The organism is Gluconacetobacter tumulisoli (genome assembly GCF_014174155.1).
Classification (GTDB): Bacteria; Pseudomonadota; Alphaproteobacteria; order Acetobacterales; family Acetobacteraceae; genus Gluconacetobacter; species Gluconacetobacter tumulisoli.
In genome coordinates, this window is record NZ_JABEQM010000007.1 from 45468 (window position 1) to 71215 (window position 25748).

General features: G+C 68.6%; 22 protein-coding genes. 12 read left to right on the forward strand and 10 right to left on the reverse strand.

All coding sequences use genetic code 11. The features are described from left to right. The first annotated feature begins 64 nt into the window (after positions 1 to 64). Together HLH28_RS09880 and HLH28_RS09885 are read left to right on the forward strand one after the other, a co-directional pair. Positions 65 to 2788, forward strand: a complete 2724-nt coding sequence (locus tag HLH28_RS09880; RefSeq protein WP_182958362.1) for a DNA translocase FtsK — start codon at positions 65 to 67, stop codon at positions 2786 to 2788. Positions 2789 to 2825: 37 nt separating this feature from the next. Next, complete coding sequence (locus HLH28_RS09885) at positions 2826 to 3491, forward strand: RluA family pseudouridine synthase (RefSeq protein ID WP_182958365.1); 666 nt, start codon at positions 2826 to 2828, stop codon at positions 3489 to 3491. A 58-nt stretch (positions 3492 to 3549) separates the two neighbouring features. Here HLH28_RS09885 and HLH28_RS09890 read toward each other — a convergent pair whose 3' ends face one another. Beyond that, entirely contained in the window at positions 3550 to 4104 is a 555-nt protein-coding gene (locus tag HLH28_RS09890; RefSeq protein ID WP_182958367.1) for a hypothetical protein, read from the reverse strand. A gap of 185 nt (positions 4105 to 4289) precedes the next feature. Here HLH28_RS09890 and HLH28_RS09895 point away from each other — a divergent pair, with 185 nt between their 5' ends. Further along, positions 4290 to 5435, forward strand: a complete 1146-nt coding sequence (locus HLH28_RS09895; RefSeq protein WP_182958370.1) for a winged helix-turn-helix domain-containing protein — start codon at positions 4290 to 4292, stop codon at positions 5433 to 5435. 44 nt (positions 5436 to 5479) lie between these two features. Here the strand turns inward: HLH28_RS09895 and HLH28_RS09900 are convergent, their stop codons facing one another. Further along, positions 5480 to 6022: a hypothetical protein gene (locus HLH28_RS09900; RefSeq protein WP_246395922.1), complete on the reverse strand. Its 543-nt coding sequence runs from the start codon at positions 6020 to 6022 to the stop codon at positions 5480 to 5482. Between the two features lie 249 nt (positions 6023 to 6271). Between HLH28_RS09900 and HLH28_RS09905 the strand changes: the two genes are divergently transcribed. Beyond that, complete coding sequence (locus tag HLH28_RS09905) at positions 6272 to 6520, forward strand: DUF3126 family protein (RefSeq protein WP_182958377.1); 249 nt, start codon at positions 6272 to 6274, stop codon at positions 6518 to 6520. Between the two features lie 129 nt (positions 6521 to 6649). On the opposite strand, the gene HLH28_RS09910 is transcribed toward HLH28_RS09905, so the two are convergent. Continuing rightward, positions 6650 to 7240 carry a DUF2939 domain-containing protein gene (locus tag HLH28_RS09910; RefSeq protein WP_246395925.1) on the reverse strand — a complete coding sequence of 197 codons (591 nt, stop codon included), beginning with the start codon at positions 7238 to 7240 and terminating at the stop codon, positions 6650 to 6652. Positions 7241 to 7442: 202 nt separating this feature from the next. On the opposite strand from HLH28_RS09910, the gene HLH28_RS09915 reads away from it, so the two are divergent. The 4 genes from HLH28_RS09915 to pyk all read left to right on the forward strand — a co-directional run bounded on the left by HLH28_RS09915 (position 7443) and on the right by pyk (position 11421). Continuing rightward, a complete protein-coding gene (locus HLH28_RS09915) occupies positions 7443 to 8300 on the forward strand; it encodes a HesA/MoeB/ThiF family protein (protein WP_182958384.1) in 858 nt (285 codons plus the stop codon). After that, positions 8290 to 8703, forward strand: a complete 414-nt coding sequence (locus HLH28_RS09920; RefSeq protein ID WP_182958387.1) for a DsrE family protein — start codon at positions 8290 to 8292, stop codon at positions 8701 to 8703. The genes HLH28_RS09915 and HLH28_RS09920 overlap by 11 nt, the downstream gene beginning before the upstream one ends. 149 nt (positions 8704 to 8852) lie before the next feature. Then, entirely contained in the window at positions 8853 to 9935 is a 1083-nt protein-coding gene (locus HLH28_RS09925; RefSeq protein ID WP_408869838.1) for an SH3 domain-containing protein, read from the forward strand. A 46-nt stretch (positions 9936 to 9981) separates the two neighbouring features. Next, the gene (gene pyk / locus HLH28_RS09930) at positions 9982 to 11421 is read left to right on the forward strand and encodes a pyruvate kinase (RefSeq protein WP_182958389.1); all 1440 of its coding nucleotides are present in this window, start codon (positions 9982 to 9984) and stop codon (positions 11419 to 11421) included. Between the two features lie 195 nt (positions 11422 to 11616). Here the strand turns inward: pyk and HLH28_RS09935 are convergent, their stop codons facing one another. The 4 genes from HLH28_RS09935 to HLH28_RS09950 form a co-directional block, all read right to left on the reverse strand. Further along, positions 11617 to 12297 (reverse strand): DUF1275 family protein, encoded by a 681-nt coding sequence (locus tag HLH28_RS09935; protein WP_182958392.1) that lies wholly within the window; start codon positions 12295 to 12297, stop codon positions 11617 to 11619. A gap of 423 nt (positions 12298 to 12720) precedes the next feature. Next, positions 12721 to 14241, reverse strand: a complete 1521-nt coding sequence (locus HLH28_RS09940; protein ID WP_182958395.1) for an efflux transporter outer membrane subunit — start codon at positions 14239 to 14241, stop codon at positions 12721 to 12723. A gap of 4 nt (positions 14242 to 14245) precedes the next feature. Continuing rightward, a complete protein-coding gene (locus HLH28_RS09945) occupies positions 14246 to 17404 on the reverse strand; it encodes an efflux RND transporter permease subunit (protein WP_182958398.1) in 3159 nt (1052 codons plus the stop codon). Between the two features lie 6 nt (positions 17405 to 17410). Further along, the gene (locus HLH28_RS09950) at positions 17411 to 18580 is read right to left on the reverse strand and encodes an efflux RND transporter periplasmic adaptor subunit (protein WP_182958401.1); all 1170 of its coding nucleotides are present in this window, start codon (positions 18578 to 18580) and stop codon (positions 17411 to 17413) included. 280 nt (positions 18581 to 18860) lie between these two features. Here HLH28_RS09950 and HLH28_RS09955 point away from each other — a divergent pair, with 280 nt between their 5' ends. From HLH28_RS09955 to HLH28_RS09970, 4 genes are all read left to right on the forward strand, one after another. Further along, complete coding sequence (locus HLH28_RS09955) at positions 18861 to 19595, forward strand: TetR/AcrR family transcriptional regulator (protein ID WP_246395929.1); 735 nt, start codon at positions 18861 to 18863, stop codon at positions 19593 to 19595. Between the two features lie 247 nt (positions 19596 to 19842). Then, positions 19843 to 21270, forward strand: coding sequence for an MATE family efflux transporter (locus HLH28_RS09960; RefSeq protein WP_182958789.1), 1428 nt, complete (start codon positions 19843 to 19845; stop codon positions 21268 to 21270). A gap of 60 nt (positions 21271 to 21330) precedes the next feature. Next, entirely contained in the window at positions 21331 to 21870 is a 540-nt protein-coding gene (sodC, locus tag HLH28_RS09965) for a superoxide dismutase[Cu-Zn] (protein ID WP_182958404.1), read from the forward strand. A gap of 117 nt (positions 21871 to 21987) precedes the next feature. Then, complete coding sequence (locus tag HLH28_RS09970; protein ID WP_182958407.1) at positions 21988 to 22191, forward strand: hypothetical protein; 204 nt, start codon at positions 21988 to 21990, stop codon at positions 22189 to 22191. Positions 22192 to 22249: 58 nt separating this feature from the next. On the opposite strand, the gene HLH28_RS09975 is transcribed toward HLH28_RS09970, so the two are convergent. From HLH28_RS09975 to HLH28_RS09985, 3 genes are all read right to left on the reverse strand, one after another. Continuing rightward, complete coding sequence (locus tag HLH28_RS09975; protein ID WP_182958410.1) at positions 22250 to 23182, reverse strand: FAD-binding protein; 933 nt, start codon at positions 23180 to 23182, stop codon at positions 22250 to 22252. Positions 23183 to 23184: 2 nt separating this feature from the next. Then, positions 23185 to 23934 (reverse strand): electron transfer flavoprotein subunit beta/FixA family protein, encoded by a 750-nt coding sequence (locus HLH28_RS09980; protein WP_182958413.1) that lies wholly within the window; start codon positions 23932 to 23934, stop codon positions 23185 to 23187. A 78-nt stretch (positions 23935 to 24012) separates the two neighbouring features. Beyond that, on the reverse strand, positions 24013 to 25650 hold the full coding sequence (locus HLH28_RS09985; RefSeq protein WP_182958415.1) for an electron transfer flavoprotein-ubiquinone oxidoreductase: 1638 nt from the start codon (positions 25648 to 25650) through the stop codon (positions 24013 to 24015). Positions 25651 to 25748 lie beyond the last annotated feature (98 nt).

Here is a 25748-nt window from a genome sequence, read left to right on the forward strand (position 1 = left end):
CCGTCCCTGCGGAAACGTCCCGTTTCCGCAGGGACGACAGGCCCCGCACACAGGATCCGAGTCTTTGCCGACCCTTGGCCGATTCATCCCCGCCTCCCTGATCTCCCCGCGTATCCGGTCGGCCGCGCGGCAGAGACTGGGCGAACTGGGGGGCATGACGCTGTGGCTGCTGGCGCTGGCCCTGGCCGCCGCGCTTTGGAGCTACAGCCCGCTCGACCCGTCGATGAACACCGCCAGCAGCCAGGTGCCCACGAACCTGCTGGGGATCGTGGGGTCCTACCTGGCCGACGCGCTGCTGCAGAATGTGGGCATCCTGTCGGCCCTGCCGGTGCTGGCGCTGGCGGCGTGGGGCTGGCGCGTCATCCGGCATGCCGGTGTGGGGTCGGTGGCGCTGCGGATCGTCGCCCTGCTATGCGCCATGCCGGTGATCGGCGCGCTGCTGGCGGCCATGCCGATGCTGGTCCCGTCGTTGCCCGCGCCCCGCTGGCCCACCGAATCCGGGCCCGGCGGAGCGTTCGGCCTGTCGATCGCCCATGCCGCGCTGCAGGCCGGGGCGTCGATCCTGGGGCCGGCGGGACGGCTGGCGGTCTGGGGGCTGGGGCTGCTGCTGACGGTGCTGCTGGTTCCGCTGGCGATGGGGCTGTCGCTGGCCGAATGGATCGCGATCGGCCGGGGCATCCGCGTGGCGGCCCGGCAGCCGGCGCGCCTGGTCCGCCGCATGCCGGGCCGCCCGGTCCCCGATACGGCGACCGCCGGCGCTGGACGCTGGGACGGCGCGCTGGACGGCGCCCCGCCCCCGCCGCCCCGTCCCGAAATGAATGCCACCGCCCGCGCGCCCGCGCCGCCGCCCCGCACGCTGCGGGTCGAGCGGAGCGAACCTCGCCCCGCCGCGCGCCCGGCCGCAGCCGCCCGGACGGCGGTCCGTCCGTCGCTGGGCACCGGCTGGGTGCAGCCGCCGGGCATGGGCGATGACGACGCCACCGATCCGCCGCCGCTGCTGCTGGGTGGCCCGCGCACGCAGGACGGCGTGGCCTGGAGCACCGAGGAACCCGCCTTCCCCGAGGAGGAGGAGATGGCCCCCATCTCCCCCTCGGCGACCGCCGAGGCGCCGCGAGGCACCTTCCTGGACCGCCTGTTCGGCGGCCGGCCTGCCGCCGGGGACCGGCCATCCGCGCCGGAGGACCATGCCCCCGGCATCGAGGATCGGCCGGCCACGCGGGGGGACTATACCCCGCCGCCCGCCGACGGGCGCGATCCGTGGCACCTGCCGTCGGCCGCCCTGTTGCGGGCGGCCCCGTCACGCACCGAGACCGGACCGTCGCAGGAGATGTTGCAGGCCAATGCCCGCCTGCTGGAGACCGTGCTGTCGGATTACGGCGTGCAGGGGCAGATCGGGCAGATCCATGCCGGCCCCGTCGTCACGCTGTACGAACTGGAACCCGCGCCGGGCATCCGTTCGGCCCGGGTGATCGGGCTGGCGGACGACGTGGCGCGATCGCTGTCGGTGCTGAGCGTGCGCATCGCCACCGTGCCGGGGCGCAACGTCATCGGCATCGAGGTGCCGAACGCGATGCGCGAGACGGTGTACCTGTCCGAACTGTTCACCGACGATGCCTGGCATCATTCACCGTCGCGCCTGTGCCTGGCGCTGGGCAAGGATATCTCGGGCGTGCCGGTCTACGGCGACCTGGCGCGGATGCCGCATCTGCTGATCGCGGGCACGACCGGGTCGGGCAAGTCGGTCGGCGTGAATGCGATGATCCTGTCGCTGCTGTACCGGCTGTCGCCGGAGGAGTGCCGGCTGATCCTGATCGACCCGAAGATCCTGGAACTGTCGATCTATGAGGGCATCCCCCACCTGATGACCCCGGTGGTGACCGAGCCGGCCAAGGCGGTCGCCGCCCTGAAATGGACGGTACGCGAGATGGACCGCCGCTATCGCGCCATGTCGCACCTGCAGGTCCGCAATATCGGCAGCTATAACGAGCGCGTGGCCGAGGCCCGGGCGCGGGGCGAGGTCGTGACCCGTCGGGTGCAGACCGGCTACGATCCCGAGACCGGCCGTCCGACCTTCGAGGAACAGCAGCTGGCCCTGGATTCCATCCCCTATATCGTCGTGGTGATCGACGAGATGGCGGACCTGATGATGGTCGCGGGCAAGGAAATCGAGGCCGCGGTGCAGCGCCTGGCCCAGAAGGCCCGCGCCGCCGGCATCCATGTCATCATGGCGACCCAGCGCCCGTCGGTGGATGTCATCACCGGCACCATCAAGGCGAATTTCCCGACCCGCATTTCCTTCCAGGTCATCAGCAAGTTCGACAGCCGCACCATCCTGGGCGAACAGGGGGCCGAGCAGCTGCTGGGCCAGGGCGACATGCTGTACATGCAAGGGGGCGGGCGCATCACGCGCGTCCATGGTCCCTTCGTCGGCGACACCGAGGTGGAAGACGTGGTGCGCTTCCTGCGCAGCCAGGGCGAGCCGATCTATGACGACGACGTCATATCCGCCCAGGACGAGGATGGCGGCAGCAACGGCGGCGGCGGCCGGTCGTCCGGCAACGGGCTGGGCGGCGGCGGTTTCGACGAAGAGACGAGCCTGTTCGACCAGGCGGTCGCCATCGTGGCGCGCGAGGGCAAGGCCTCGACTTCGTTCATCCAGCGCCATCTGTCCATCGGATATAATCGCGCGGCGAAGATCATCGAGCAGATGGAAAAGGAAGGCATCGTCAGCGAGGCCAACCATGTCGGTCGCCGCGAGGTGCTGCTGCGCCGTACCGAGGACGAATGATACGCGGATGGGTGGGCGGTCGCGAGGGGTCCGCCGCATGACCTCCGCCCCGGACCCGTTTCCGGTTCTGTTCCGTGACAGCCGCTTCGTCGTGATCGACAAGCCGGCCGGGCTGTCGGTCCACCCGGGGCCGGGCGGCGGTCCGTCGGTCGAGGATGCGTTTCCCCTGCTGTCGCGCAGGCGGGACGGGCCGTGGCTGGCCCATCGGCTGGATCGCGACACGTCAGGCTGCCTGGTGATCGCGTTGCGCAAGCAGGCGCTGCTGGCGGCGCAGCAGTGTTTTGCGACGGGTGCCGCCGCCAAGACCTATTGGGCGGTGGTACACGGACGCCCCGCCGCCGAGCAGGGTACCGTCGATCTGGCGCTGGCCCGGCGGTCCGATCCGGCCGGCTGGCGGATGGTGGCGGCGGCGGATGGCCAGGTCGCGCGGACCGACTGGCGGGTGCTGGCCTCCGACGGGCGGAAAAGCTGGTTGGAACTACGATTGCTGAGCGGGCGGACGCATCAGGCGCGGGTCCATTGCGCCAGCCTGGGCTGCCCGATCCTGGGGGACCCGGTCTATGGCCCGCCGGACGGCCATCGCCTGCATCTGATGAGCCGCCGTCTGGTCCTGCCGCTGTCGCCACCCGTCGTCGCCGAGGCATTGCCCCCCGCCCACATCCGCGCCACCCTGGCCCGCCACGGGTGGAAGCCGCCCGTATAACTGGATTTCAAAGGCAAGCCTTTGATGGGGGGGCCAGGGGGCAAATCCCCCGGATCGCTTACGGCTTGTCGACCAGGCGCGGCGCAGTCGCCAGCGGCTGGGGATTATAGACCGCCGACGCGGGCTGCGGCGGCACCGGCGGCGCGGAGAAGGCCGATACCGGGCCGAACAGTCCGCCCTGCATCGGGCGCATCGTCGCCTCGGGCTGCCGGACGCAGCCGCGGACGATTGCGGCGCATACGCCATCGGTGCCGATGAATTTGTCGTTGTCGCCGGAATAATGGACTTCGGTCACCCGGTCACCGACAAGGCGGACGTTCGTCACGCAATAGCTGCCGTTGCCGCCGTAATTGATCGTCGCCAGATTCAGCGGGCTGATGCTGAACGAGCCGCTGACCCCGGGTTTGTAGCCGTACTGGAACACCCTGGTCGTGTCGTTCAGCGTCACCGCCTTGTCGGGCGGGCCCGCGCAGGCCTGCAAATCGTTCGACGTCATGCCGATCATGCCGATTTGCGCCCAGTGGGCGGCTCGGGAATCATCATATCCGCAGCCGGCCAGGGCCAGGGGGACGAAAATGCCGTACAAGAGGTGACGATACGATTTCCGAGGCAAGATGCCTCCTTTCCAGAGAAGCAGTTTCAGACGGATCCCCGACATGCGAGGGCATATTGGTACGGCCCGTTCGGACTCGCCTTGTCAAGGAACGGTCCGCGCCCCGGAGGGGATCTTGACGTCCCCGCGACCATGAACAAAAATGGAACATCACCCAGCGCGCCACCATGCCGGATACATTCCCGATGCCCAGTTCCCCGGTCCCGCTGACGAAGGCCGAGGCCCGGCACATCTGGCTGCGGGCGCAGCGCCTGGACACGGCGTCGCCGTTCGGCGATGGGCCGGAGGCCACGCGCGCGGCGGTGGAGCATCTGGGATATGTGCAGATCGACACGATCAACGTGATCGAACGCTGCCATCACCACATCCTGTGGAGCCGGATTCCGGGATACCGGCGGGCGCACCTGCAGCAGGCGCAGAGCGTGGACAAGACGATCTTCGAATACTGGACGCACGCCCTGTCCTACGTGCCCACCCGGGACCTGCGCTTCTTCCTTGACGACATGCGCGATCGCCGCCGGTCGCCGGGAAGCTGGTTCGACAGGGTGACGTCCGAGGACCTGCGCAAGGTGATGACGCTGGTCCGCCGGGACGGCGCGCTGTCGATCCGCGATATCGACGATGACGTGCTGGTCGAGAAGGACCATGCCTGGGCCAGCCGCAAGCCGTCGAAACGCGCCCTGCAACTGGCCTTCCATAGCGGCCTGCTGACGGTCAGCGCGCGGACCGGCATGGTGAAGACCTATGACATGATGGGGCGGCATTTTGGCTGGGACACGCCGCCCCGCCCGGTCTCGGCGCAGCGGAAGGCGGAGTACCTGCTGGACCGCGCCCTGCGGTCGCAAGGGCTGGTGAGCCTGGATTCGATCTGCCATCTCGACGCTCCCCGCAAGGCGGGCGTTCGCGCGGCCATCGAAGCGCGGGTGCGCCGCGGGCGTCTGCTGCCGGTCATGGTCGAAGGGGCGGGACGAACGGCGCACTGGATCCGGCCGGAGGATCTGGTCCCTGCGCGCCCGGCCGGGGAACCGGTCCATATCCTGTCGCCGTTCGATCCCCTGATCATCCAGCGCAAGCGGCTGCGGCTGATGTTCGAGTACGATCACCGGTTCGAGGCCTATGCGCCGAAGGAGAAGCGGCTGTTCGGCTATTTTGCCCTGCCTGTCCTGGTCGGCGACGACATCGTGGCGGCCATCGACCTCAAGGCCGATCGCGGCGCCCGCGCGTTGAACATCCAGCACTGGAACTGGGTCGGGCGCGGCGCGGCGGCATCACATAAGGCGCTGATCGAAGAGACGCTGCACCGCTTCGAACAGTTCCAGTTCCAGGCCTGACCAGGGCGAGAGGGAACGGCCCGAGGAATTCGAGGTTCCGGGACCTATGAGCCTGTCTTGCCGTTCAGGGCATCAAGGCAGTCCGCGCTCTGGTCCGTCAGGTGGATATCGTGCAGGGCTTCGACCGCGCGGATCGAACGGCGGCGCCAGCTGGCCGGCATGCCGGCGGGGGTACAGATCGTCCGGCCGCCCCGCAGCGTTCCGTTCTTGGGATCCAGCGCTGCCAGGACGGCCCGGGGATTGCGCGGCAGCGCCTGGCGCAGGGCATTCTGCAGGGAACGGGCGGTCGCCGGATCGGTCGCCGGCATCAAATCGGGTACCAGCACGATCCAGTTCTGCCAGCCGGTCGCCACCGCGCGGTGCACGCGGGGCCATTCCTTGTCCTGGGTCAGGGTCTGCACGACCTTCTGCGGCCCGTCCTGCTGGATCTGCCGTGCCAGCGTGCGGGCCGTCAGGGTACGCGCGGCCTCGGTGGGGCCGAAGGGCGGCGTCACCGCACCGGCCCGGGCCACGATGGCCATGACCAGACAGGCGACGCAGGCCAGGCCCCACGGGCGGGCAAGACGGGCGAAAAGGGCGGCGCGCATCCGCAAGACCATTCTCCATGTCGAGGACACAAGACGAGGGAATGGAGAAAAGCGGCGGATCATGGCATGGTCCGGGCGGCAAGAAGACGTTTCGGGGGCAGGCGCGAACGGTCGCGGGAATGGTTGCGGGCGGGGGCCCATGTGCCTATAGCGGGCGGCGACCCGTCCGGCACGCCGGATTTCGTTCGGCCCGGCCGCCCGCATACCAGACCGGAACCGGAATGCCATATCCCCAGGGAGCATAAAATTATGAGCAGCATGTCAGCCTCCGAGATCGCCCGCCTGCAGGTCTGCCTGCGCCGGCTTCTGGGTTCGCCCGAACTGACGGTCAATGCCCCGCCGCGCGCCGGGCTGTCGGTCGAGGTTGCCGTGAAGGGCGAGGTCGTCGGCACGATCCATCGCGACGAGGACGAGGGCGAAGTATCCTACGCCCTTCATATGACCATCCTGGAAGAAGATCTGCCAGCCGAGACCGCAACCGCGCGTCCGCGCCGCTGAACCGCCCGCCTGGACTTTCGCGATTGCCGGTCCGGTGATTCGAGGGGCCCTGCCCCTTGAATCCCATCAAAGGCGTCGTTTTCGAAAGCCCTTTCCCAAAGGGGCGTGGGATGGCGATGATCCGGCGGGTTAGCGGACCAGCAGGGCCGCCTGGGCGGACGCGGCCGAGGCCTCCATGATCCGGTGGCCGGGGCGCGCGGACGGCAGGTCCACCCGCGTGATCTTCCAGCGCCAGCCTTGGATGCGCATCTGCAGGTGCAGCGGGGTTTCCTGGTCGTGTCCCGGCACCGCGATGCTGGCCTCGAACATGTCCGGGCGCAGGAAACGGACATGAACGTGATGCAGGATCGCGACCCGCGATTCCAGCGGAACGGCAGGCGTCACGGGCATTACCTGCCCGACCAGCGACCCGAGATTGGTGGCGTTCACGTTCAGGTCCACCGCGTTGGACACCGCCGCCGTGGCGAAGGACGATCCGAATTCCGGCAGGTCGTCGGCGGACGCCTGGGTGCCAACGACGCTGTCGACGATCTGGGATTTCAGGCTGGTTCGGACCGCGCGCCAGTTCAGGAACGATCCCAGCGCCCGCATGTCGTTGGCCTGCAGCGCCGAGGAAACGGACCACAGCGTCACGAAGGGCGAGGCGACGAACAGCGAGAGGGACATCACCAGCGTTACGGCACAGATCCGCCGGGCCTGCTGCCGACGGACGGCAGCCATGTGACCGACTGGCATCAGACGCCCCAAACGGTACATCAAATCGTCCCCTGCTCTTGCACCTCGATCATATGATAAGCATATCGGACATGCATGGTTTTCATGCCGCGCGAAATAAATTGTCACAAAAAGATGATCTGAAGGCCGTATTCGTCCGGCCGCCTCCGGCCCATACCATGCGGAAACGCCCATCCGAGGCAGATGCATGATCCCTGATTTTTCCGAAGCCGAGATCCAGCGCTACGCCCGCCATATCCTGCTGCCCGAAGTCGGGGGCAACGGGCAGGCGGCCTTGCGCGCCGCCAGCGTGCTGGTGGTCGGCGCGGGCGGCCTGGGATCGCCGGTGGCGCTGTATCTGGCGGCGGCGGGGGTCGGACGCATCGGGCTGGTCGACGACGACGTGGTCGAGCTGTCGAACCTGCAACGCCAGATCGCGCACACCACCGACCGGATCGGCCGGCGCAAGGTGGAGTCCGCCGCCGAGGCGATCCATGCGATCAATCCGCTGGTCCAGGTCGATCGCCACCCGGTGCGGCTGGACGCGGACAATGCCCGCGCGCTGGTCGCGCGCTATGACCTGGTCTGCGACGGGTGCGACAATTTCGGCACCCGTTACCTGGTGGCCGACGCCTGCGCGCTGGAACGGCGGACCCTGATTTCGGCCGCCGTGCTGCGGTTCGAGGGCCAGATTTCCACCTTTCGGCCGCATCGTGGCGGGCCGTGCTATCGCTGCCTGTATCCATCCGCACCGCCCGCCGCCAGCGTTCTGTCCTGCGCCGAGGCCGGGGTTTTCGGCGCGGTGACCGGGGTGATGGGAACATTGCAGGCGACCGAGGCGTTGAAGGAGCTTCTGGACATCGGCGAAAGCCTGTCGGGACGCCTTCTGGTCTGGGACGCGCTGGCCGCGCGGTTCCATACCATCCGGTTGTCGCCTGATCCGGAATGCCCGCTCTGCGGCCCGGACGCGACGATCCGCGACCTGACGGCACATGGCGCGAGCGCTCCGGAGGCGCCTGCACGGGGGACGACCGCGAGGGAGGCCTGCGACATCCATGCCGGTTGAGGATTTTCGGCCCGTCGACGCCTCCCCGGCCGGGGGACTGGCGATCCTGCTGCTGGATGGAGGGTACGAGCGCGCGCATTATGCGTTCGTGCTGGCGGCGGGGGCGCTGGCCGTCGATCGACCGGTCGTCCTGTTCGCAGCCGGACAAGGGGTGCATGCCCTGGCCCGGGACTGGAACGGCCTGCGCGAGGCGGGGCGCGACGCGGGGGTGCAGGCCAGCGGCGTCGCCGGTTTCGACACGTTGCGCGCTGCGGTGCGCGAGCTGGACGGCGTCCTGCTGGCATGCGAATCCGGGCTGCGCATCGCCGGTCTGCCCGCGGACGCGTTGCTGTCCGGGGTCCGGGTGGCTGGCATTCCAACATTCCTCGATGCGGCCCGCGGCCGGCAGATCATTAGCCTGTGAGGCAGGATGACCTGCCCGTTCCCGGCCGCCACGCCGGATCCCCCTTGCCGAGCGGCGTAGGCCTTGGCAGGGATGCAGCCATGATCCGTTCCGCATTTCCCCTCCCGTCTGCCCGCGCGCGTGGCCGCCTCGGCCGCGGGGCATTGTCGATGGCCCTGATGATCCCCGCGGCGTTCCACGCGACGGCGGCGGCAGCCCAGGGTACCGTGAACCCGGGGTCCGCGACCCAGGCCACCACCACGGCCCGCCACCACCATCACCATCACGCAGGCACCGTCACCGCGACGGGGGCGAAGGGCACGAAATCCAGGGCGGCCCCCGCCACGCATGGCCCAGGGGACCATCGCCACCCCCATCACCACGCGACGACCGGGCACCCGGCCCCGTCTTCCGCCCATGCCCGGCATGCCGAGGCCCCGCCGCATCATCCCCACGGTCCGCCCCCCCACGGTGCGGCGCACGGGTTTGCCGCGACCGCGACGCGACATGCAGGGCATGCAGCGGGGATCGCCACCGGCGCCGCCGTGGGGGTTGCGGCAGGGGTCGCCACGGGAACCGCCGCGGTGGGAGGAGCCGCCCCCGCGGGCGGAACGACCCTGCCCACCGACGTGCCGCCGGCTGCGGGCGCCTCCGACAAGGGCACGGTGACCGGCCTGCCCCTGCCGCGCTTCGCGGCGCTGCGCGCCGACGAGGTCAACATGCGGTCGGGCCCGGGGCAGCGTTATCCGATCCAGTGGGTGTACCATCGCCGCGACCTGCCGGTGGAGATCGAACGCGAATTCGACGTCTGGCGGCTGGTCGAGGATTCCGACGGGCAGAAGGGATGGGTTCACCAGGCCACCCTGGTGGGCACGCGCACCTTCGTGGTGCCGGGCCTGCCGCCGGTCGATCCGACCCAGCCGACCACCCCGCCCGCCGCCGGCACGCCGTCCGGCGACAGGACCGGCGGCACTGCGCCGGCCGACCCGACCGGCCATTCCGACACGCGCATCGTCGGCCGCCTGGCGGACCCGGCCGAGGCCGCCACGATCCCCGGCGCCGTCATGCTGCGGTCGTCGGCCGATGCCGCGTCGTCCGTCGTCGCGGTCCTGCGGCCCGGGGCGGTGGGCACATTCCGCACCTGCGCCGCCGGTACCACCTGGTGCCGGGTCAGCGTGCAACATTATTCCGGCTGGCTGGACCGCAGATCGGTCTGGGGCCTCCTGCCGCAGGAGACGATCCAGCCGTCCTGACGACCGGCGTCCGGTCGAAACAAAACCCAGAAGGAGAAAGCGCCCAATGACCATCGTCTCCGCGTCCCGCCCCCGGCGGACGAAAATCGTCTCGACCCTTGGCCCGGCCTCGTCCGACCGGGCCACGATCCGCGCCCTGGCGGAAGCCGGCGCCGACGTGTTCCGCCTGAACTTTTCCCACGGGACGCACGCGGACCATGCCGCGCGTCACGAGATCATCCGGGCCGTCGAGGCCGAACTGGGCCGGCCGATCGGGATCCTGGCCGACGTCCAAGGCCCCAAGCTGCGCGTCGGCACATTCGAGAACGGCCGCGTCACGCTGGAAACCGGCGCCACTTTCCGCCTGGACCTGGACGACGCCCCGGGCAACGCCACGCGCGTGCGCCTGCCGCACCCCGAAATCATCCATGCCGCGACCGTCGGCAGCAACCTGCTGCTGGATGACGGCAAGCTGCGCCTGGTGGTCAGCGCGACGGGTCCCGACCATCTGGACACGATCGTCGCCGTCGGCGGCGTGCTGTCGGATCGCAAGGGCGTGAACGTTCCCGACATCGTGCTGCCGATTCCCGCCCTGACGGCCAAGGACCGCAAGGACTTGGACTTCGCCCTGGAACTGGGCGTCGAATATATCGGCCTGTCCTTCGTCCAGCGTCCCGAGGACGTGGAAGAGGCCCGCGCCATCGCCGGCGGCCGGGCTTGGATCATGACCAAGGTGGAGAAGCCGCAGGCGATGGACAATCTGGACGAGATCGTCCGGCTGTCCGACGCGGTGATGGTCGCGCGCGGCGACCTGGGCGTGGAACTGCCACCCGAGGCCGTGCCGCTGGCGCAGAAGCGGATCATCCGCTTGGCCCGCCAGATGGGCAAGCCGGTGGTGGTCGCCACCCAGATGCTGGAAAGCATGATCAGCGCGCCGACCCCCACCCGGGCCGAGGCGTCGGACGTGGCGACGGCCGTGTTCGACGGCGCGGACGCGGTGATGCTGTCCGCCGAGACGGCGGCGGGCCAGTTCCCGTTGGAGGCCGTCAGCATCATGAACCGCATCGTCAGCCGCGTGGAAGACGACGCGGTCTGGCTGTCGATCATGCAGGCCAGCTGCCCGGCGCCCGAGGGCTATGTCGCCGATGCGATCGCCGCCGCGGCCGGCCAGATCGCCACTACCGTGAGTGCGCGGGCCATCGTGGCCTTCACGCTGGCGGGCGCCACGGCGCTGCGCATTTCGCGCGAACGTCCGTCCTGCCCGATCATCGGCCTGACGCCCACGGATGAGATCGCCCGCCGCCTGTGCGTGGTGTGGGGCGTCCTGGCGCAATCGGTCGGCCAGGAAACCCCCGTCCGCACGGTCGAGACGGTGGTCGACCAGGCGATCGAAGCGGCCGTGTCCAGCGGCCTGGCCCGGTCCGGCGACACCGTGGTGATCGCCGCCGGCCTGCCCTTCGGCGTCGCCGGCAGCACCAACACGCTGCGCGTCGCCCTCGTCCCCTGACCCCGGCACCCGGTTCCTCGCCACAGGCGGGGACCGGGCCGCCGGATCGTCCTGTCTGGCGTCGGGTATGAGACCTTCTGAGGTTCAGGGCTCTGCCCTGAAACCCGCCAAAGGCCGCAGGCCTTTGGAAACCAATCCATTTATCCGCAATTGGAATGCAGCCAAGCTGGGCGCGCCCCTGGGCACGTCGGTCGCCTACAGGGGGCTGACGTTTTCCAGCCGCTCCAGCAGCGGGTGATCGCGGAGATAGAGCAGGAATCCCGCGCCCGTGATCGTCAGCCCGACCAGCGCGATCGCGATCGGCACCGACAGGCTGGACGCCCACGCGCCCAGCACCGCCCCGCCGAACAGGCCGAAGATGGCGGCCAGCCGGCGCCAGGTGCCGCGCGCGGGGCCGCCGGCGAGGCGACTGTCATGCACCAGGCCGTGCAACAGCAGGGTCGCCGCCGGCAGGGTCAGGTCCGTGACCTGGGCGTGGCGGGTGGCCGAGGTCTGCAACCCCATCGCGACGGCCAGGACGACAAGGGTGACATAGTACCGCCACGTCATGTCCACCCACCAGATCGCCGCCGCCGCCAGGATAAGCGCGCCTACGCCCATCAGCAGGTCGGCGACGGTGCGCCGGCGCGAATGCGCCCGCCGCACCAGCCGGCCGCCCAGCGCGGCGCCGACCAGATAGGACGAGATGGCCAGCAGCCCCGGGCCAAGGATGGACTGGGCGGAGACCAGATGCACGGCGATCAGGATGACCGTTGCGGTCATGTAGCCCGTGAAAACCTGAAGGTGGGTCAGCGAAATGGCGTCCAGCGCCCCCATCGCGACGGTCACCATGATGACGGCGATGACCAACCTGGGATCGTGGGATTGGGTTTTCACGGCCTGCGTCTTTTCACTCCTGCGGGTTTCACCGGTGGGGTTTTAGCGGGTATCGCGGGAATTTGAACAAAAAAAGAGGTGCATCGCATGCGATGCACCTCTTGCGAAATCAGGTCCCAAGGGCGTCACGGCCCCTGGCTTTTCATTCCCACGATCGTAATGCCGCAGGTTTCTTGTTCTTGGGAGCGGGCCGTTCCGGTCTTCTCGCTCTGGTAGGTCTTTAATGATCTGTTTTTTTCTGTCCGTCAACGGAAATATACAAATAAACGCAAAACACTGCTTTTGTTGCACTGCACAATACATTGCACCGCACAATATACCCGGATCACGACCATCGGTTATTTCGGGCGCATGGCGACCCGAAATGCGAAAAGGCGGGCCTGGGGCCCGCCTTCTGCACGCATGCCGTTTTGTCGCCGGCGTTCAGCCGGCGGTCGGGCCGGCCGGGTGGGCCGCCGTCGCGGTGGCGGCCGGGGCGTGTTCCGTCCAGCCCCCGCCCAGTGCGCGATAGACGGTGATCAGGTTCTGGTAGCGCGCTTCCTGCACCACGATCTGGTTCTGCTGCGCGTTATAGAACGTGCGTTGCGAGTCCAGCGTCGTCAGGTAGGAATCCACGCCCGCGTCGAAGCGCATCCGCGCCAGCCGATAGGCGTCGCCCGACGAGGCGACCAGCGCGTCGGTCTGGCGGGACTGGTCCAGGTAGGTCGACCGCGCGGCCAGCGCGTCCGAGACCTCGTGGAACGCGGTCTGGATCGCCTTTTCATACGCCATCAGCCGCTGGTTCCGCCGCGCCTTCGACACCTGCAGCGATCCTTCGTTCTGGCCCCAGGTCAGCAGCGGGATCTGCAGTTGCGGATTGACCCCCCACGTCGTGGCGCCCGTGGTGAACAGGTTGCGGAACTGCAGGCTGGACACCCCGTCCGACGCCGTCAGGATCAGACGCGGGAAGAAGGCGGCGCGCGCGGCCCCGATGTCGTCATTGGCCGACAGCAGGGCATATTCCGCCGACATGATGTCCGGCCGCCGGTCGAGCAGGTCCGACGGCACGCCGGCCGGCAAATCGGCCAGCACGGTCTGGTGGCCGAACGGCGCGGGCGGCGGCAGGTCTGCCGGCAGCGGCGCCCCCACCAGCAGCACCAACTGGTTTTCGTCCTGCGCGACCTGCCGCTGATATTGCGCGCGGTTGGCCGCCGCCTGCTCGACCTCGGTCTCGACCTGTCGCAGGGTCAGCTGCTCGGTTTCGCCGCGGTCGAAGCGGGCCTGGGTCAGGCGCAGGCTTTCCTGCTGCGACGCCAGGGTCTGCTCCGTCACGCGCAATTGCTCGCGGTCGGCCAGCCAGGCGACATAGGTCGTCGCGACCTGCGAGATCAGGCTGATCAGCACGCTGCGCTGGTTTTCCACCTGGCTCATCATCTCGTCCGTCGCCTCGCGCGACAGGCTGCGGATGCGGCCGAACAGGTCGACCTCGTAGGACGAGAAGCCGATGCCGGCCTGGTAAAACTTGAAGACGTGACCGTTGCCGTAGGCCTGGCCGTTCTTGCCTGCCTCCAGGCCCGGCGCGAAGCTGAGGCCCGCGTTCCCGGACGGCGCCTGATATATGGCCTGGCCGGTCGAACCGATCTGCGGGAACAGCGAGGCATGCTGCACCCGATACTGGCCCTGCGCCTGGACGACCGCGTACGCGGCCGAGCGCAGGTCGCGGTTTTCGCGCACCGCCAGCGCGATCACCGCCTGCAGGCGCGGATCGATGAAGAAGTCGCGCCAGCCCAGTTCGGACGCCGCGGTGCCGATCTGCCCGGTTCCGCTGGCGTGATAGGCCGCGCCCTGGGGCCAGGTCGCCGATACCGGCAGCGGCGGGCGCTTGTAGTCCGGAATCAGGGTGCATCCGGGCAGGGCCGCCATCAGCAGCAGCGCCGCCCGGCGCGGATGGAGAACTCCCTTCATCGACTTACTCCTGACCGGGCGCATGGGACGCGCCGGACGGCGCGGCATGCGGGTCCGTCCGGTCCTTGATCCGGGTCACCCGGAACAGCCGCAGCACCAGAACGAAGAACAGCGGCACGAAATAGATGGCCAGCAAGGTCGCCGACAGCATGCCGCCGACCACGGCGGTGCCGATGGCGACGCGCGCGCCCGACCCGGCGCCGGTCGAGACGGCCAGCGGAAACACGCCGCAGACGAAGGCGATCGACGTCATCAGGATCGGGCGCAGGCGTTCGCGGCCGGCCTTGACCACGGCCTCGGCCAGATCGTCCCCGGCCTCGAAGAACGCCTTGGCGAATTCCACGATCAGGATCGCGTTCTTGACCGCGAGCCCGACGGTGGTCAGCAGGCCGACCTGGAAATAGACGTCGTTCGCCAGGCCCCGCGTCAGGGTCGCCGCCAGCGCGCCCAGCACGCCCAGGGGGATGACCAGCAGCACCGCGAAGGGAATCGCCCAGCTTTCATACAGGGCCGCGAGGCAGAGCAGGATCACGGTCGCGGCCAGGGCATAGAGCGGCGCGGTGGAGGAACCGGAGGCCATCTGTTCGAACGACAGGCCGGTCCATTCATAGCCGATGCCCGGCGGCAGCTTGGCCAGGGCTTCCTGGATCGCGGTGACGGCGGTGCCGGTGCTGTAGCCCGCCGCCGGCTGGCCCAGGATTTCGAACGCGTTCAGGCCGTTGTAATCCTCGACCTTCTGCGGGCCGACGATCCATTTGCCGGAGGCGAAGGCGTTGAAGGGCACCAGGCCGTTCGTCGCGTTGCGCAGGTACCATTTGTCCAGGTCGCTGGGCAGCATGCGGGCATCGGGCTCGCCCTGGATGTAGACCTGCTTCACGCGGTCGTCGCGCATGAACTGGTTGACGTAGATCGAGCCCAGCGCGCCCTGGATCGTGGTGTTGATCTCGGCATTGGTGATGCCCAGCGCGTTCGCCTTCTCGCGGTCGATGTTCAGGCTGTACTGGGGCGCGTCCTCCATGCCGTTGGGACGCACCGCCACCAGGCGCGGGTCCTTGGCCGCCGCCATCAGGATCTGGTTGCGGGCGGCCAGCAGCTTGTCATGCCCCAGATGCCCGCGATCCTCCAGTTCCAGGTCGAAGCCGGTCGCGTTGCCCAGTTCCAGCACCGCCGGGGGGTTGATGGCGAAGATCTGTGCCTCCGGATCGCCCCAGAAATGCATCATCACCCGCATGGCGACCGCAGACGACGTACGCGCCGCCCCCGGACGGACGTCCCAATCCTTGAGCCGGATGAAGAACGCGCCGGCGTTCTGGCCCTGGCCCGCGAAGTTGAAGCCGTTCATCGAGAAGACCGAGACGACGTTGCTGCCCTCGGACTTGAGGATGTAGTCGGTGACCTTGCGGTTGACCGCGGCCGTCTGTTCCTTGGTGGACCCCGGCGGTGTCGTCACCTGGCCGAATACCAGCCCCTGGTCCTCGTCCGGCAGGAAGCCGCCGGGAATGCGGGTGAACAGGAACACCGTCAGGCCGGTGACCGCCACGTACAGCACCAGCGACAGCGCCGAGCGCCCCAGCATCCAGCGGATGCCGGACTGGTAGCCCCGGTTCGTGCGGTCGAACACGCGGTTGAACCAGCCCGCCGGCCCGCGCGTCTTCTCATGCGTGCCGGGCTTGAGCATCGTGCCGCACAGCGCCGGCGTCATGATCATGGCGACCAGGACCGACAGCCACATGGCGGACACGATGGTGATCGAGAACTGGCGGTAGATCACGCCGGTGGACCCGCCGAACGCCGCCATCGGCAGGAAGACCGACGTCAGCACCAGCACGATGCCGACCAGCGCGCCGGAAATCTCGTCCATCGAGACGCGCGCGGCCTCCTTGGGCGACAGCTTCTTTTCCGCCATCACGCGCTCGACGTTTTCCACCACGACGATGGCGTCGTCGACCAGCAGGCCGACGGCCAGCACCATGGCCAGCATGGTCAGGGTATTGATGGTGAACCCCAGCGCCGCCAGCACCCCGAAGGTGCCCAGCAGCACCACCGGCACGGCGATGGTCGGGATCAGCGTCGCGCGGAAATTCTGCAGGAACACCAGCATCACCAGGAACACCAGGCCGATGGCCTCGAGCAGGGTGATGACGACTTCCTTGATCGACAGCACGATGAAGGGCTCGGTATCCAGCGGATACACGACCTTCAGCCCCGGCGGGAAGAATTTGGACAGCTGGTCGATTTCGGCCCGCACGGCGGTTTCGGTCGTCAGCTGGTTCGCCCCGGGCGCCAGCTTCAGCGCCATGCCGACGGTGGGCTTGTTGTTGTAGTACGAGCTGACGGTGTAGCTCTGCGGCCCCAGTTCCACCCGCGCCACGTCGCGGATGCGGACCTGCGATCCGCCCTGCTGCACGCGCAGCAGGATATTGCCGAATTCCTCGGGCGAGGTCAGGCGGGTCGGACCGATGATGGTAGCGTCCAGGCGCGCGCCGGGCTTGGCCGGCAGGCCGCCGATTTCGCCCGACGAGACCTGGATGTTCTGGGCCTGGATCGCCGCCTGCACGTCGCTGATGGTCAGGCCGTACTTGAACAGCTTGCCGGGATCCAGCCAGATGCGCATCGCGTATTCCGAGCCGAACAGCGTATGGTCGCCCACGCCGGACACGCGGCTGATCGGGTCGGAGACGTTCGACGCCACGTAATCGGCGATGTCGAAGCCCGACATGGACCCGTCGGTCGAGATGAAGGCCAGGACCAGCATGAAGTTCCTGACCGCCTTGGTGACGGTCAGGCCCTGGGCCGTGACCTCGGACGGCAGGCGCGGCTGGGCGAGCTGCAGCTTGTTCTGCACCTGGACCTGCGCGATGTCGGGATTGGTTCCCTGCTCGAACGTCAGGTCGATTTCCATCTGCCCGCTGGCATAGGATTGCGCCGACACGTATTCGAGATGGTCCAGCCCGTACATCTGCTGCAGGATGGGCCGCACGACGGTGTTGTTGACCGTTTCGGCCGACGCGCCGGGATAGGTGACGCTGATGGCGATCTGCGGCGGTGCGATGGACGGGTACTGCGCGATCGGCAGGCGGAAGACCGAAACGGCGCCGACCAGCATGATCACAAGGCCGATGACCCATGCGAAGATGGGCCTGTCGATAAAGAAACGCGACATGGACGATTATCCCGCCTTGCCCTGCCCCTGGGGGGCATCCGTTTGCGCGACCTCGCTGGGATTGACGGTGTCGCCCGGGTGAATTTTCTGCAGGCCGCTGACGACGACCTGTTCGCCGGGCTTCAGCCCGGCGGTCACGATCCAGTCCGTGCCGACGGCGGGCCCGGTGGTGACGGGACGGATCGACACCTTCCTGTCCGTGCCGACCACCATGACGATCGGGTCGCCATGTGGCGTGCGCGCCACCGCGACCTGCGGCACGCGCAGGGCGGTGGGATCGACGCCTTCCTGCAATTCGGCGTGCACGTACATGCCCGGCAGCAGCATGTGGTCGGGGTTGGGGAACACGGCGCGGACGACGACGGTCGCCGTCGTTTCGTCCACGTTGACCTCGGAGAATTCCAGGCGGCCCTGCGTTTCGTAGCTGCTGCCGTCCTCCAGCGTCAGGCTGACGGTCGCGGCGTCGTCGCCGGCGCGGCTCAGCCGGCCCTGCTTCAGTTCGCGCCGCAGTTCCAGCAGGCGCGTGGCGGGCAGGTTCACGTCGACATAGATCGGGTCGAGGCGGGTGACGATGGACAGGTTGGAGGTCTGGTTGACGGTCGCCAGCGCGCCCACCGTCATCAGCGACCGGCCGATCCTGCCGGAGATGGGCGACAGCACGCGCGTATAGCCCACGTCAACCGCCGCGCGGTTCATGGTGGCGCGGGCCTGGGCGATGTCGGCGTCGGCTTCCCGCGCGGTGGCCAGGGCGTCGTCGTAATCCTGCCGGCTGACGGCATGGGCGCGGGCCAGCGGGCCGTAGCGGTCCAGGCGGGCCTGTGCCGTGACGCGGGCGGCCTGGGCCCGCAGCAATTGCGCATGCGCCGAATCATAGGTGGCCTGGTACGCGGACGGGTCGATCTGATAGAGCTGCTGGCCCGCCGTCACGTCGGAGCCTTCGACGAACAGCCGCTTCTGGATGACGCCGTTCACCTGGGGGCGGACCTGCGCGATCTCCACCGCCTCGGTCCGGCCGGGCAGGTCGGTGGTGATCCCGACCGGGCTGGCGCGCAGGGTCATGACGTCCACCGCCTGCGGTGGCGGGGCGGGAGGGGCGGCCTTCCGGCCGCAGCCGGCCAGCGCCAGCGACGCGCCGGCGGCGAGGAGGACGGCACGAGAGGGACGAGGGTACGTCATTGCGTGGTTCAACCCTGGAAAAAACGTGGTGCGGGCACGAATTGAGGCATGGGATTTCGCGAGCCGGGCAGCCTGCCGAAAAGGACCCATGCACGACCGTCATATGGAAACTGCGTGGTTTTCTTGATCGGAAACTATTTCGTTTCTAAAATCCGGTCAATGCCCGACGGGGGGCCCGCTGCCGTGGGTCCCGCCGACCTGGAGCCCGCCGAGTGGGGCCCGCCAACCGAGCCCGCCGATCTGCGGATCTGCCGACCAGACGTTACGAGGAGAACCGGTAATGCCCGACACCGGGGCCACGATACCGGCCATGCCGCCCCTGCCCGCCGACGACACCGTCGCCGCATGCCAGGAGAAGCGATGCCCGGGGCGACCGCCCGTGCTGGAGGAGGGCGAGCGCCGGGACCTGATCCTGCAGGCAGCCTGCAGGGTACTGCACGACCACGGCTATCATTCCGCGTCGATGGACAAGCTGGCGCATGTGTCCGGCATGTCGAAGAAGACGATCTACCAGATGTTCCCGTCGAAGCACGATTTGTTTCGGAACCTGATCCGCGAGCGGCTGTTCGAGGGGAAGTACATCCCGCCCGCCGGCTGCTTTGCCACGGCGGAGGACGAGCTGGTGGCGATCCTGCTGTCGATCGCGTCCAATGTCCTGCAGCCCGACCGGATGTGCCTGGTCCGCGCGATCGTGGGCGAAATCCGGGATTCGCGCGAGATCCGCAAGATCATGGACAGCATCGAGATCAGCGGCCACAGCAACCAGGTCGAGGCTTGGCTGCTTCGCCAGCAGGCCGCCGGACATTATGCGATCGACGACGTGGTGGACCTGGGCCGGGGCCTGTTCGGCATGACCATCGGCAAGATGATCCTGGGCGAGCTGTTCCATTGCCGCGAACCGGCCACCCCCGCGGCGACCGAGGCCAATATCCGCCGCTGGGTGCGGATCTTCCTGCGCGGCCTGGCGGCCGAGACGGAATGCGCGGCACGCCGGGCGGTGGCGATCCCGGCATGACATAGGCCCGCCCCGGCCCCGCGATCTTCCTTGCGCCGCCCGCACGGGCGGGGGCATGCACAAGCGGGCTTCCGCCCGGCGGGAAAGAGGGTATCATCCGGGCGATGACTGCAAGACACGTCCGGAAGGTCGCGATCCGGGCCGCCGGAGCGGCCGGCGGCCGGACCCGGGACAGCAAGGACAGCGGATCGACGATGGAGCCCGCGCGGTGACCGCCCACCCGGCGCGTTTCTGTTCGGGCGCCATCATGCGCCATGTGATCGTGATGGCCGGGACAGGCGCCATCGGCCTGATGGCGGTCTTCGCGGTCGACCTGCTGAACCTGTTCTATATCTCGCGCCTGGACGACCCGGCGCTGACGGCGGCCATCGGCTTCACCGGGGCCGTCGGCTATGTCCAGATCGCGACGTCGATCGGCATGTCGATCGGCCTGGGGGCCGTCACCGCCCGGCAGATCGGGGCCGGCCACCATGACCGGGCACGGCGGATCGCGTCATCCTTCCTGCTGGTGATGATCGTCACGACCGCCGTCCTGGGCCTGGGCACGCTGCTGTTTTCCGCCCCGATCCTGCATCTGTTCGGCGCGACGGGACGGGCGGCCGACCAGGCGGGGCGCTATATCCGCATCGTCTCGCCGGGATTGTGGCTGATCGCGGTGGGGATGGGCTGTTCCAGCCTGCTGCGTGCCGTCGGCGACGCGCGGCGGTCGATGAACGTGACGCTGGTAGGGGCGCTGGCGTCGGCGGTGCTGGACCCGCTGCTGATCTTCGGGCTGCACCTGGGGCTGGAGGGGGCGGCGGTCAGCACCGTCCTGTCGCGCGCGTTCGTCGCGGCCCTGGGGTTTCACGCCGTCCGCCGGCGCGACATGCTGGAATGGCCGACCGCGCGACATGTCCTGCCTGACGCGCGTCTGGTCGGCGGGGTGGCGATGCCGGCGATCCTGACCAACCTGGCGACGCCGATCGGCGGGCTGTTCGTGACCCATGCGATGGCCACCTTCGGGCTGGCCGCCGTGGCGGGACAGGCGACGATCGACCGGATCGTGCCGGTCGCCTTCTCCTTCATCTTCGCGCTGACCGGGTCGGTCGGACCGATCATGTCGCAGAATCTCGGCGCCGGGCAGCTGGACCGCGTGCACGAGACACTGGTGGCGTCGCTGAAGCTGGTGGCCCTGTGCGTCGCGGTGACCTGGCTGATCCTGCTGCCGGCCCAGAACCTGGTGGTCGCAAGCTTTTCGGCGCAGGGGACCACGGCGGCGCTGATCCGCCTGTTCTGCACCTGGACCATCGGCGGCTATGTCTTCATCGGCATGCTCTTCGTCGCCAACACGGCCTTCAACAACCTGGGCTTTCCGCTGTACTCCACCTTGTTCAACTGGGGGCGGGCGACCCTGGGCACGATTCCGTTCGTGTGGATCGGCATGCGGTTCGGGCCATGCGGCGTGCAGGTCGGCCAGGTGCTGGGCAGCGTCGTCGTCGGAAGCTGGGCGGTGCTGAGCGCCTTTTCGGTCGTGCGCCGGCTGAAGCCGGGACGGGTGACCCCGGGCCTGGCGACCGAACTGCCGGGCCGCACGGCCAAGAGTGCGATGATGGAACTGGACGAACTGGACGAGGAACAGCAGATCGCCGACGATCTGCCGGACCGCCCCAGGAACCGGACGGCGACGCCCGCGTGAAGGATGCGACGCAGGCCGCGGCCAGGGTCGGCCGAACCGGATACGGAGAAGGAAATCGTGATGTTCAATCCAGGCCTTAAACGGGTTGCCGTCCTTGCATGCGCGCTTGCCTCGGCCCCGTTGGCCGCATTCGCCGCCGATACGGCATCGGGCGCGCTGATCGGCGCCGACGGCGCGTCAAAAGGGACGGTCCAGGTCACCGCGGCGCCGGGCGGCGTGCTGGTGCGCATCCAGACGACCGGACTGGCGCCCGGCTGGCACGGGGTGCATTTCCATGAGAAGGGGAACTGCGCGACGCCCAAATTCACCAGCGCGGGCGCACATGTCCACGCCGTGACGCCCGTCGTGCACGGCCTGCTGAACGCGAATGCGAATGACGCGGGCGACCTGCCCAATATCCATGTCGGGCCGGACGGTTCGGCGACCGTCGAGCTGTATTCGACGCTGGTCTCCCTCACCCCGGCGGGCAGCCATCCGCCCCTGCTGGATACCGACGGCGCGGCCCTGGTGATCCACGCCCATCCCGACGATTATCAGACCCAGCCGATCGGTGGCGCCGGCGACCGGGTCGCCTGCGCGGTGCTCCATCCGCAGTCATGATGAGGGCGGGGCGCCTTGTGCCCCGCTGAAGCCGGCCGCCGGCGCTCCGTACGCGAGATCAACGGCAGCCTGTGCCATGGAATGGTATACAGGCCCGGCACAAGGGAGGCAGGGACCATGTCCAGACTGACCGAGGAGGAGCGCGCGGCGCTGCCGGACACGGATTTCGCGTTGCCCGGGCGGCGTTATCCGATTCCGGATGCGGCGCATGCGCGCGACGCGCTGGCGCGGGCCAGCGCGATGCTGAACGAGGGGCACCTGAGCCCCGAGGAGTATGAAACCGTCGTCCGCCGCGCCCGGGCGCGGCTGGGCGAAGACTGACGGCCGGAAGGGCCGGGCCCCGCCCGAGCCGGCAAGGGCCGCAGCCCTTGCCTTTCCCTTATTCCGCGCTGTCCAGCGCGGCCTCGATCTGCGGCAGGGCCTCGAACAGATCGGCGACCAGGCCGTAATCGGCGACCTGGAAGATCGGGGCCTCCGGGTCCTTGTTGATGGCGACGATCACCTTGCTGTCCTTCATGCCGGCCAGGTGCTGGATCGCGCCGGAGATGCCGACGGCGATGTACAGCTCGGGCGCGACGATCTTGCCGGTCTGCCCGACCTGGTAGTCGTTTGGTACGAAGCCCGCATCGACGGCCGCACGGGACGCGCCGATGGCCGCCCCAAGCCGGTCGGCCAGCGGGTTGAGGAGCTTGAAATTCTCCTCGTTCTGCATGCCGCGCCCACCGGAGACGACGATTCGGGCGGAGTCCAGTTCCGGCCGCTCGGATTTCGAGCGTTCGATCGAGACGAATTCGGACAGGACCGGGGCCTCGGGCGCCGTCACGTCGCGCACCGCCGCATTGCCGCCCTCGGCCGGGGCCGGGTCGAAATGCGCGGCGCGGACCGTCAGCACCTTCTTCGCGTCCGACGATTTCACCGTCGCCAGGGCGCTGCCGGCATAGATCGGGCGGACGAAGCTGTCCGCATCGAGGATCGACACCACGTCGGGGATCGGCTGCACGTCCAGCAGGGCCGCGGCCCGCGGCAGCACGTTCTTGGCGGTGGCGCCCGATGCCGCGACGACATGGCTGTAATCCCCGGCCAGCGCGGCGATCAGGGCGGCCAGCGGTTCGGCCAGGTCGTGGGCGCTGCCGGCATCGGTCGCATGCAGGACCTGGGCGACGCCGGGGATCTTCGCCGCGGCGGCGGCAACGGACGCATCGCCGGTGACCAGGGCATGCACGTCGCCAAGGGTCAGCGCCGCCGTGACGGCTGACCGGGACGCCTGCCTGATCGCGCCGGCCTCATGGTCAAGCAGAACGAGTACGGTCATGATCAGATCACCTTCGCTTCTTTACGCAGACGCGCCACCAGGTCGGCGGCGGAGTCGACCTTGATACCCGCCTTGCGCGCCGGGGGTTCCGCCACCGACACGACGGTCAGGCGCGGCGTCACGTCCACCCCCAGGTCGGCGGGGGCCAGGGTTTCCATCGGCTTCTTGCGCGCCTTCATGATGTTGGGCAGCGAGGCGTAGCGCGGTTCGTTCAGGCGCAGGTCGGCCGTCACGATCGCCGGCAGCGCCAGCGATACGGTTTCCAGCCCGCCGTCGACTTCACGCGTCACGGTGGCACGGCCGTCGGCGATGTCGAGCTTGCTGGCGAACGTGCCCTGCGGCCAGGCCAGCAGGCCCGCCAGCATCTGGCCGGTCGCATTCATGTCGTCGTCGATCGCCTGCTTGCCCAGGATCACCAGGTCCGGGCTTTCCTTCGCCACCAGCGCCTTCAGGGTCTTGGCGACGCCCAGGGGTTCCACCGCGACATCGGTCAGGACCAGGATCGCGCGGTCCGCGCCCATCGCCAGCGCCGTGCGCAGCGTGTCCTGCGCCTGCTGCACGCCGATCGACACGGCCACGACCTCGGTCGCGATGCCCTTTTCCTTCAGGCGTACCGCTTCCTCGACCGCGATCTCGTCGAACGGGTTCATCGACATCTTCACGCCCGCCGTCTCGACACCCGTGCCGTCCGCCTTGACGCGGGGCTTGATGTTGAAATCGATCACACGTTTTACCGGGACAAGAACCTTCATTGACGTCTTTGCCTGCTGTCTTCAGAGGGAGGGGGGTGTCCGTTCAGGACGCCCCCCATACCGTATTTCACCGGAAAATCACATCCCGCCCGGATAGTTCGGGCCGCCCGCGCCTTCGGGCGTGACCCAGTCGATATTCTGGGCGGGGTCCTTGATGTCGCAGGTCTTGCAGTGCACGCAGTTCTGCGCGTTGATCTGCAGGCGCGGCGCGGTGTCGGTATCGACGGCTTCATACACCGCCGCGGGACAATAGCGGCTTTCGGGCGCGCGGAACACGTCCCAGTTGACCGTCTTCCACAGGTCGGGGTTGCGCACCTTCAGATGGACCGGCTGGTCTTCCTCGTGATTCGTGGCGGAGAGGAAGACCGAGGAGAGGCGGTCGAAGGTGATCTTGCCGTCCGGCTTGGGATAGGCGATCGGCGCCGAGACGGTGGCGGATTCCAGAGTCTCGTTATCCGCATGGCGGTGATGCAGGGTCCACGGGGCGCGGCCCCGCAGCAGCATGGCGTCGATCCCGGAATAGAGCGCGCCGCCCTTCATGCCGAACCGTGCGAAGGCCGGACGGATATTGCGGACCCCGCGCAGTTCCTGCCACAGCCACGACTGCCGCACGCGCCTGGTATAGGACGCGGGTTCGGCCTTGCCGGATTCCATCGCCTCGGCCACCGCCTCGGCCGCCAGCATGCCGGATTTCATGGCGGTGTGGGTGCCCTTGATCTTGGGCACGTTCAGGAAGCCCGCCGCGTCGCCGACCAGCGCGCCGCCGGGGAAGGTCAGGCGCGGCACCGATTGCAGCCCACCCTCGGACAGGGCGCGCGCGCCATAGGCGATGCGCCGGCCGCCCTCGAAATAGGCGCGGAAGGAGGGATGCAGCTTCAGGCGCTGCATCTCGTCGAACGGTGACAGCCAGGTGTTGGGATAATCCAGGCCGACGACGAAGCCGTAGGATACCAGGTTCTCGCCGAAATGGTACATCCACGCGCCGCCGTAGGTCCGGTCGTCCAGCGGCCAGCCGAAGCTGTGCTGCACAAGGCCGGGGCGGTGCCGGTCCTTGGGGATTTCCCACAATTCCTTGATGCCCAGGCCGTACGTCTGCGGATCCACGCCCTTGCGGAGGTTGTACATCGCCATCAACCGCTTGGTCAGCGAGCCGCGGCAGCCCTCGGCGAACAGGGTGTAGCGGGCGCGCAGCTCCATGCCGGGGGCATAGTTCGCGCCGGGCTGGCCGTCGCGGCCGACGCCCATGTCGCCGGTGGCGACGCCCACGACGCGGCCGTCTTCCTCCAGGATCTCGGCGCCGGCGAAGCCGGGATAGATCTCGACGCCCAGTTCCTCGGCCTGGGCCGCCAGCCAGCGGCAGACATCGCCCAGGCTGACGATGTAATTGCCGTGGTTGCGCATGTGCGGCATCACGCGGTCCAGCATGGGCACGGCATAGCCCCGGCTTTCGGTGAGGTAGAGCATCGCCTCCTCGGTCACCGGGGTGTTCAGCGGCGCGCCGCGTTCACGCCAGTCGGGCAGCAGTTCCTCCAAGGCCCGGGGTTCGATCACCGCGCCGGAGAGGATATGGGCGCCGATCTCGCTCCCTTTCTCGATCAGGCACACTGTCGCATCGGGCGACAGCTGCCGCAGTCGGATGGCCGCCGCCAGGCCGGCCGGACCGCCGCCGACAATGACTACATCGAATTCCATCGTCTCGCGCGCGTGTTCGGTCATACCTCTCTCGGTCCTGCTGCGCCATGATCGGGTGGGCCACGGCCTGGGTGGAAAGTCCTGGACGCATTCCTAGAACCGAACGGGGGCGAAACGCAAAA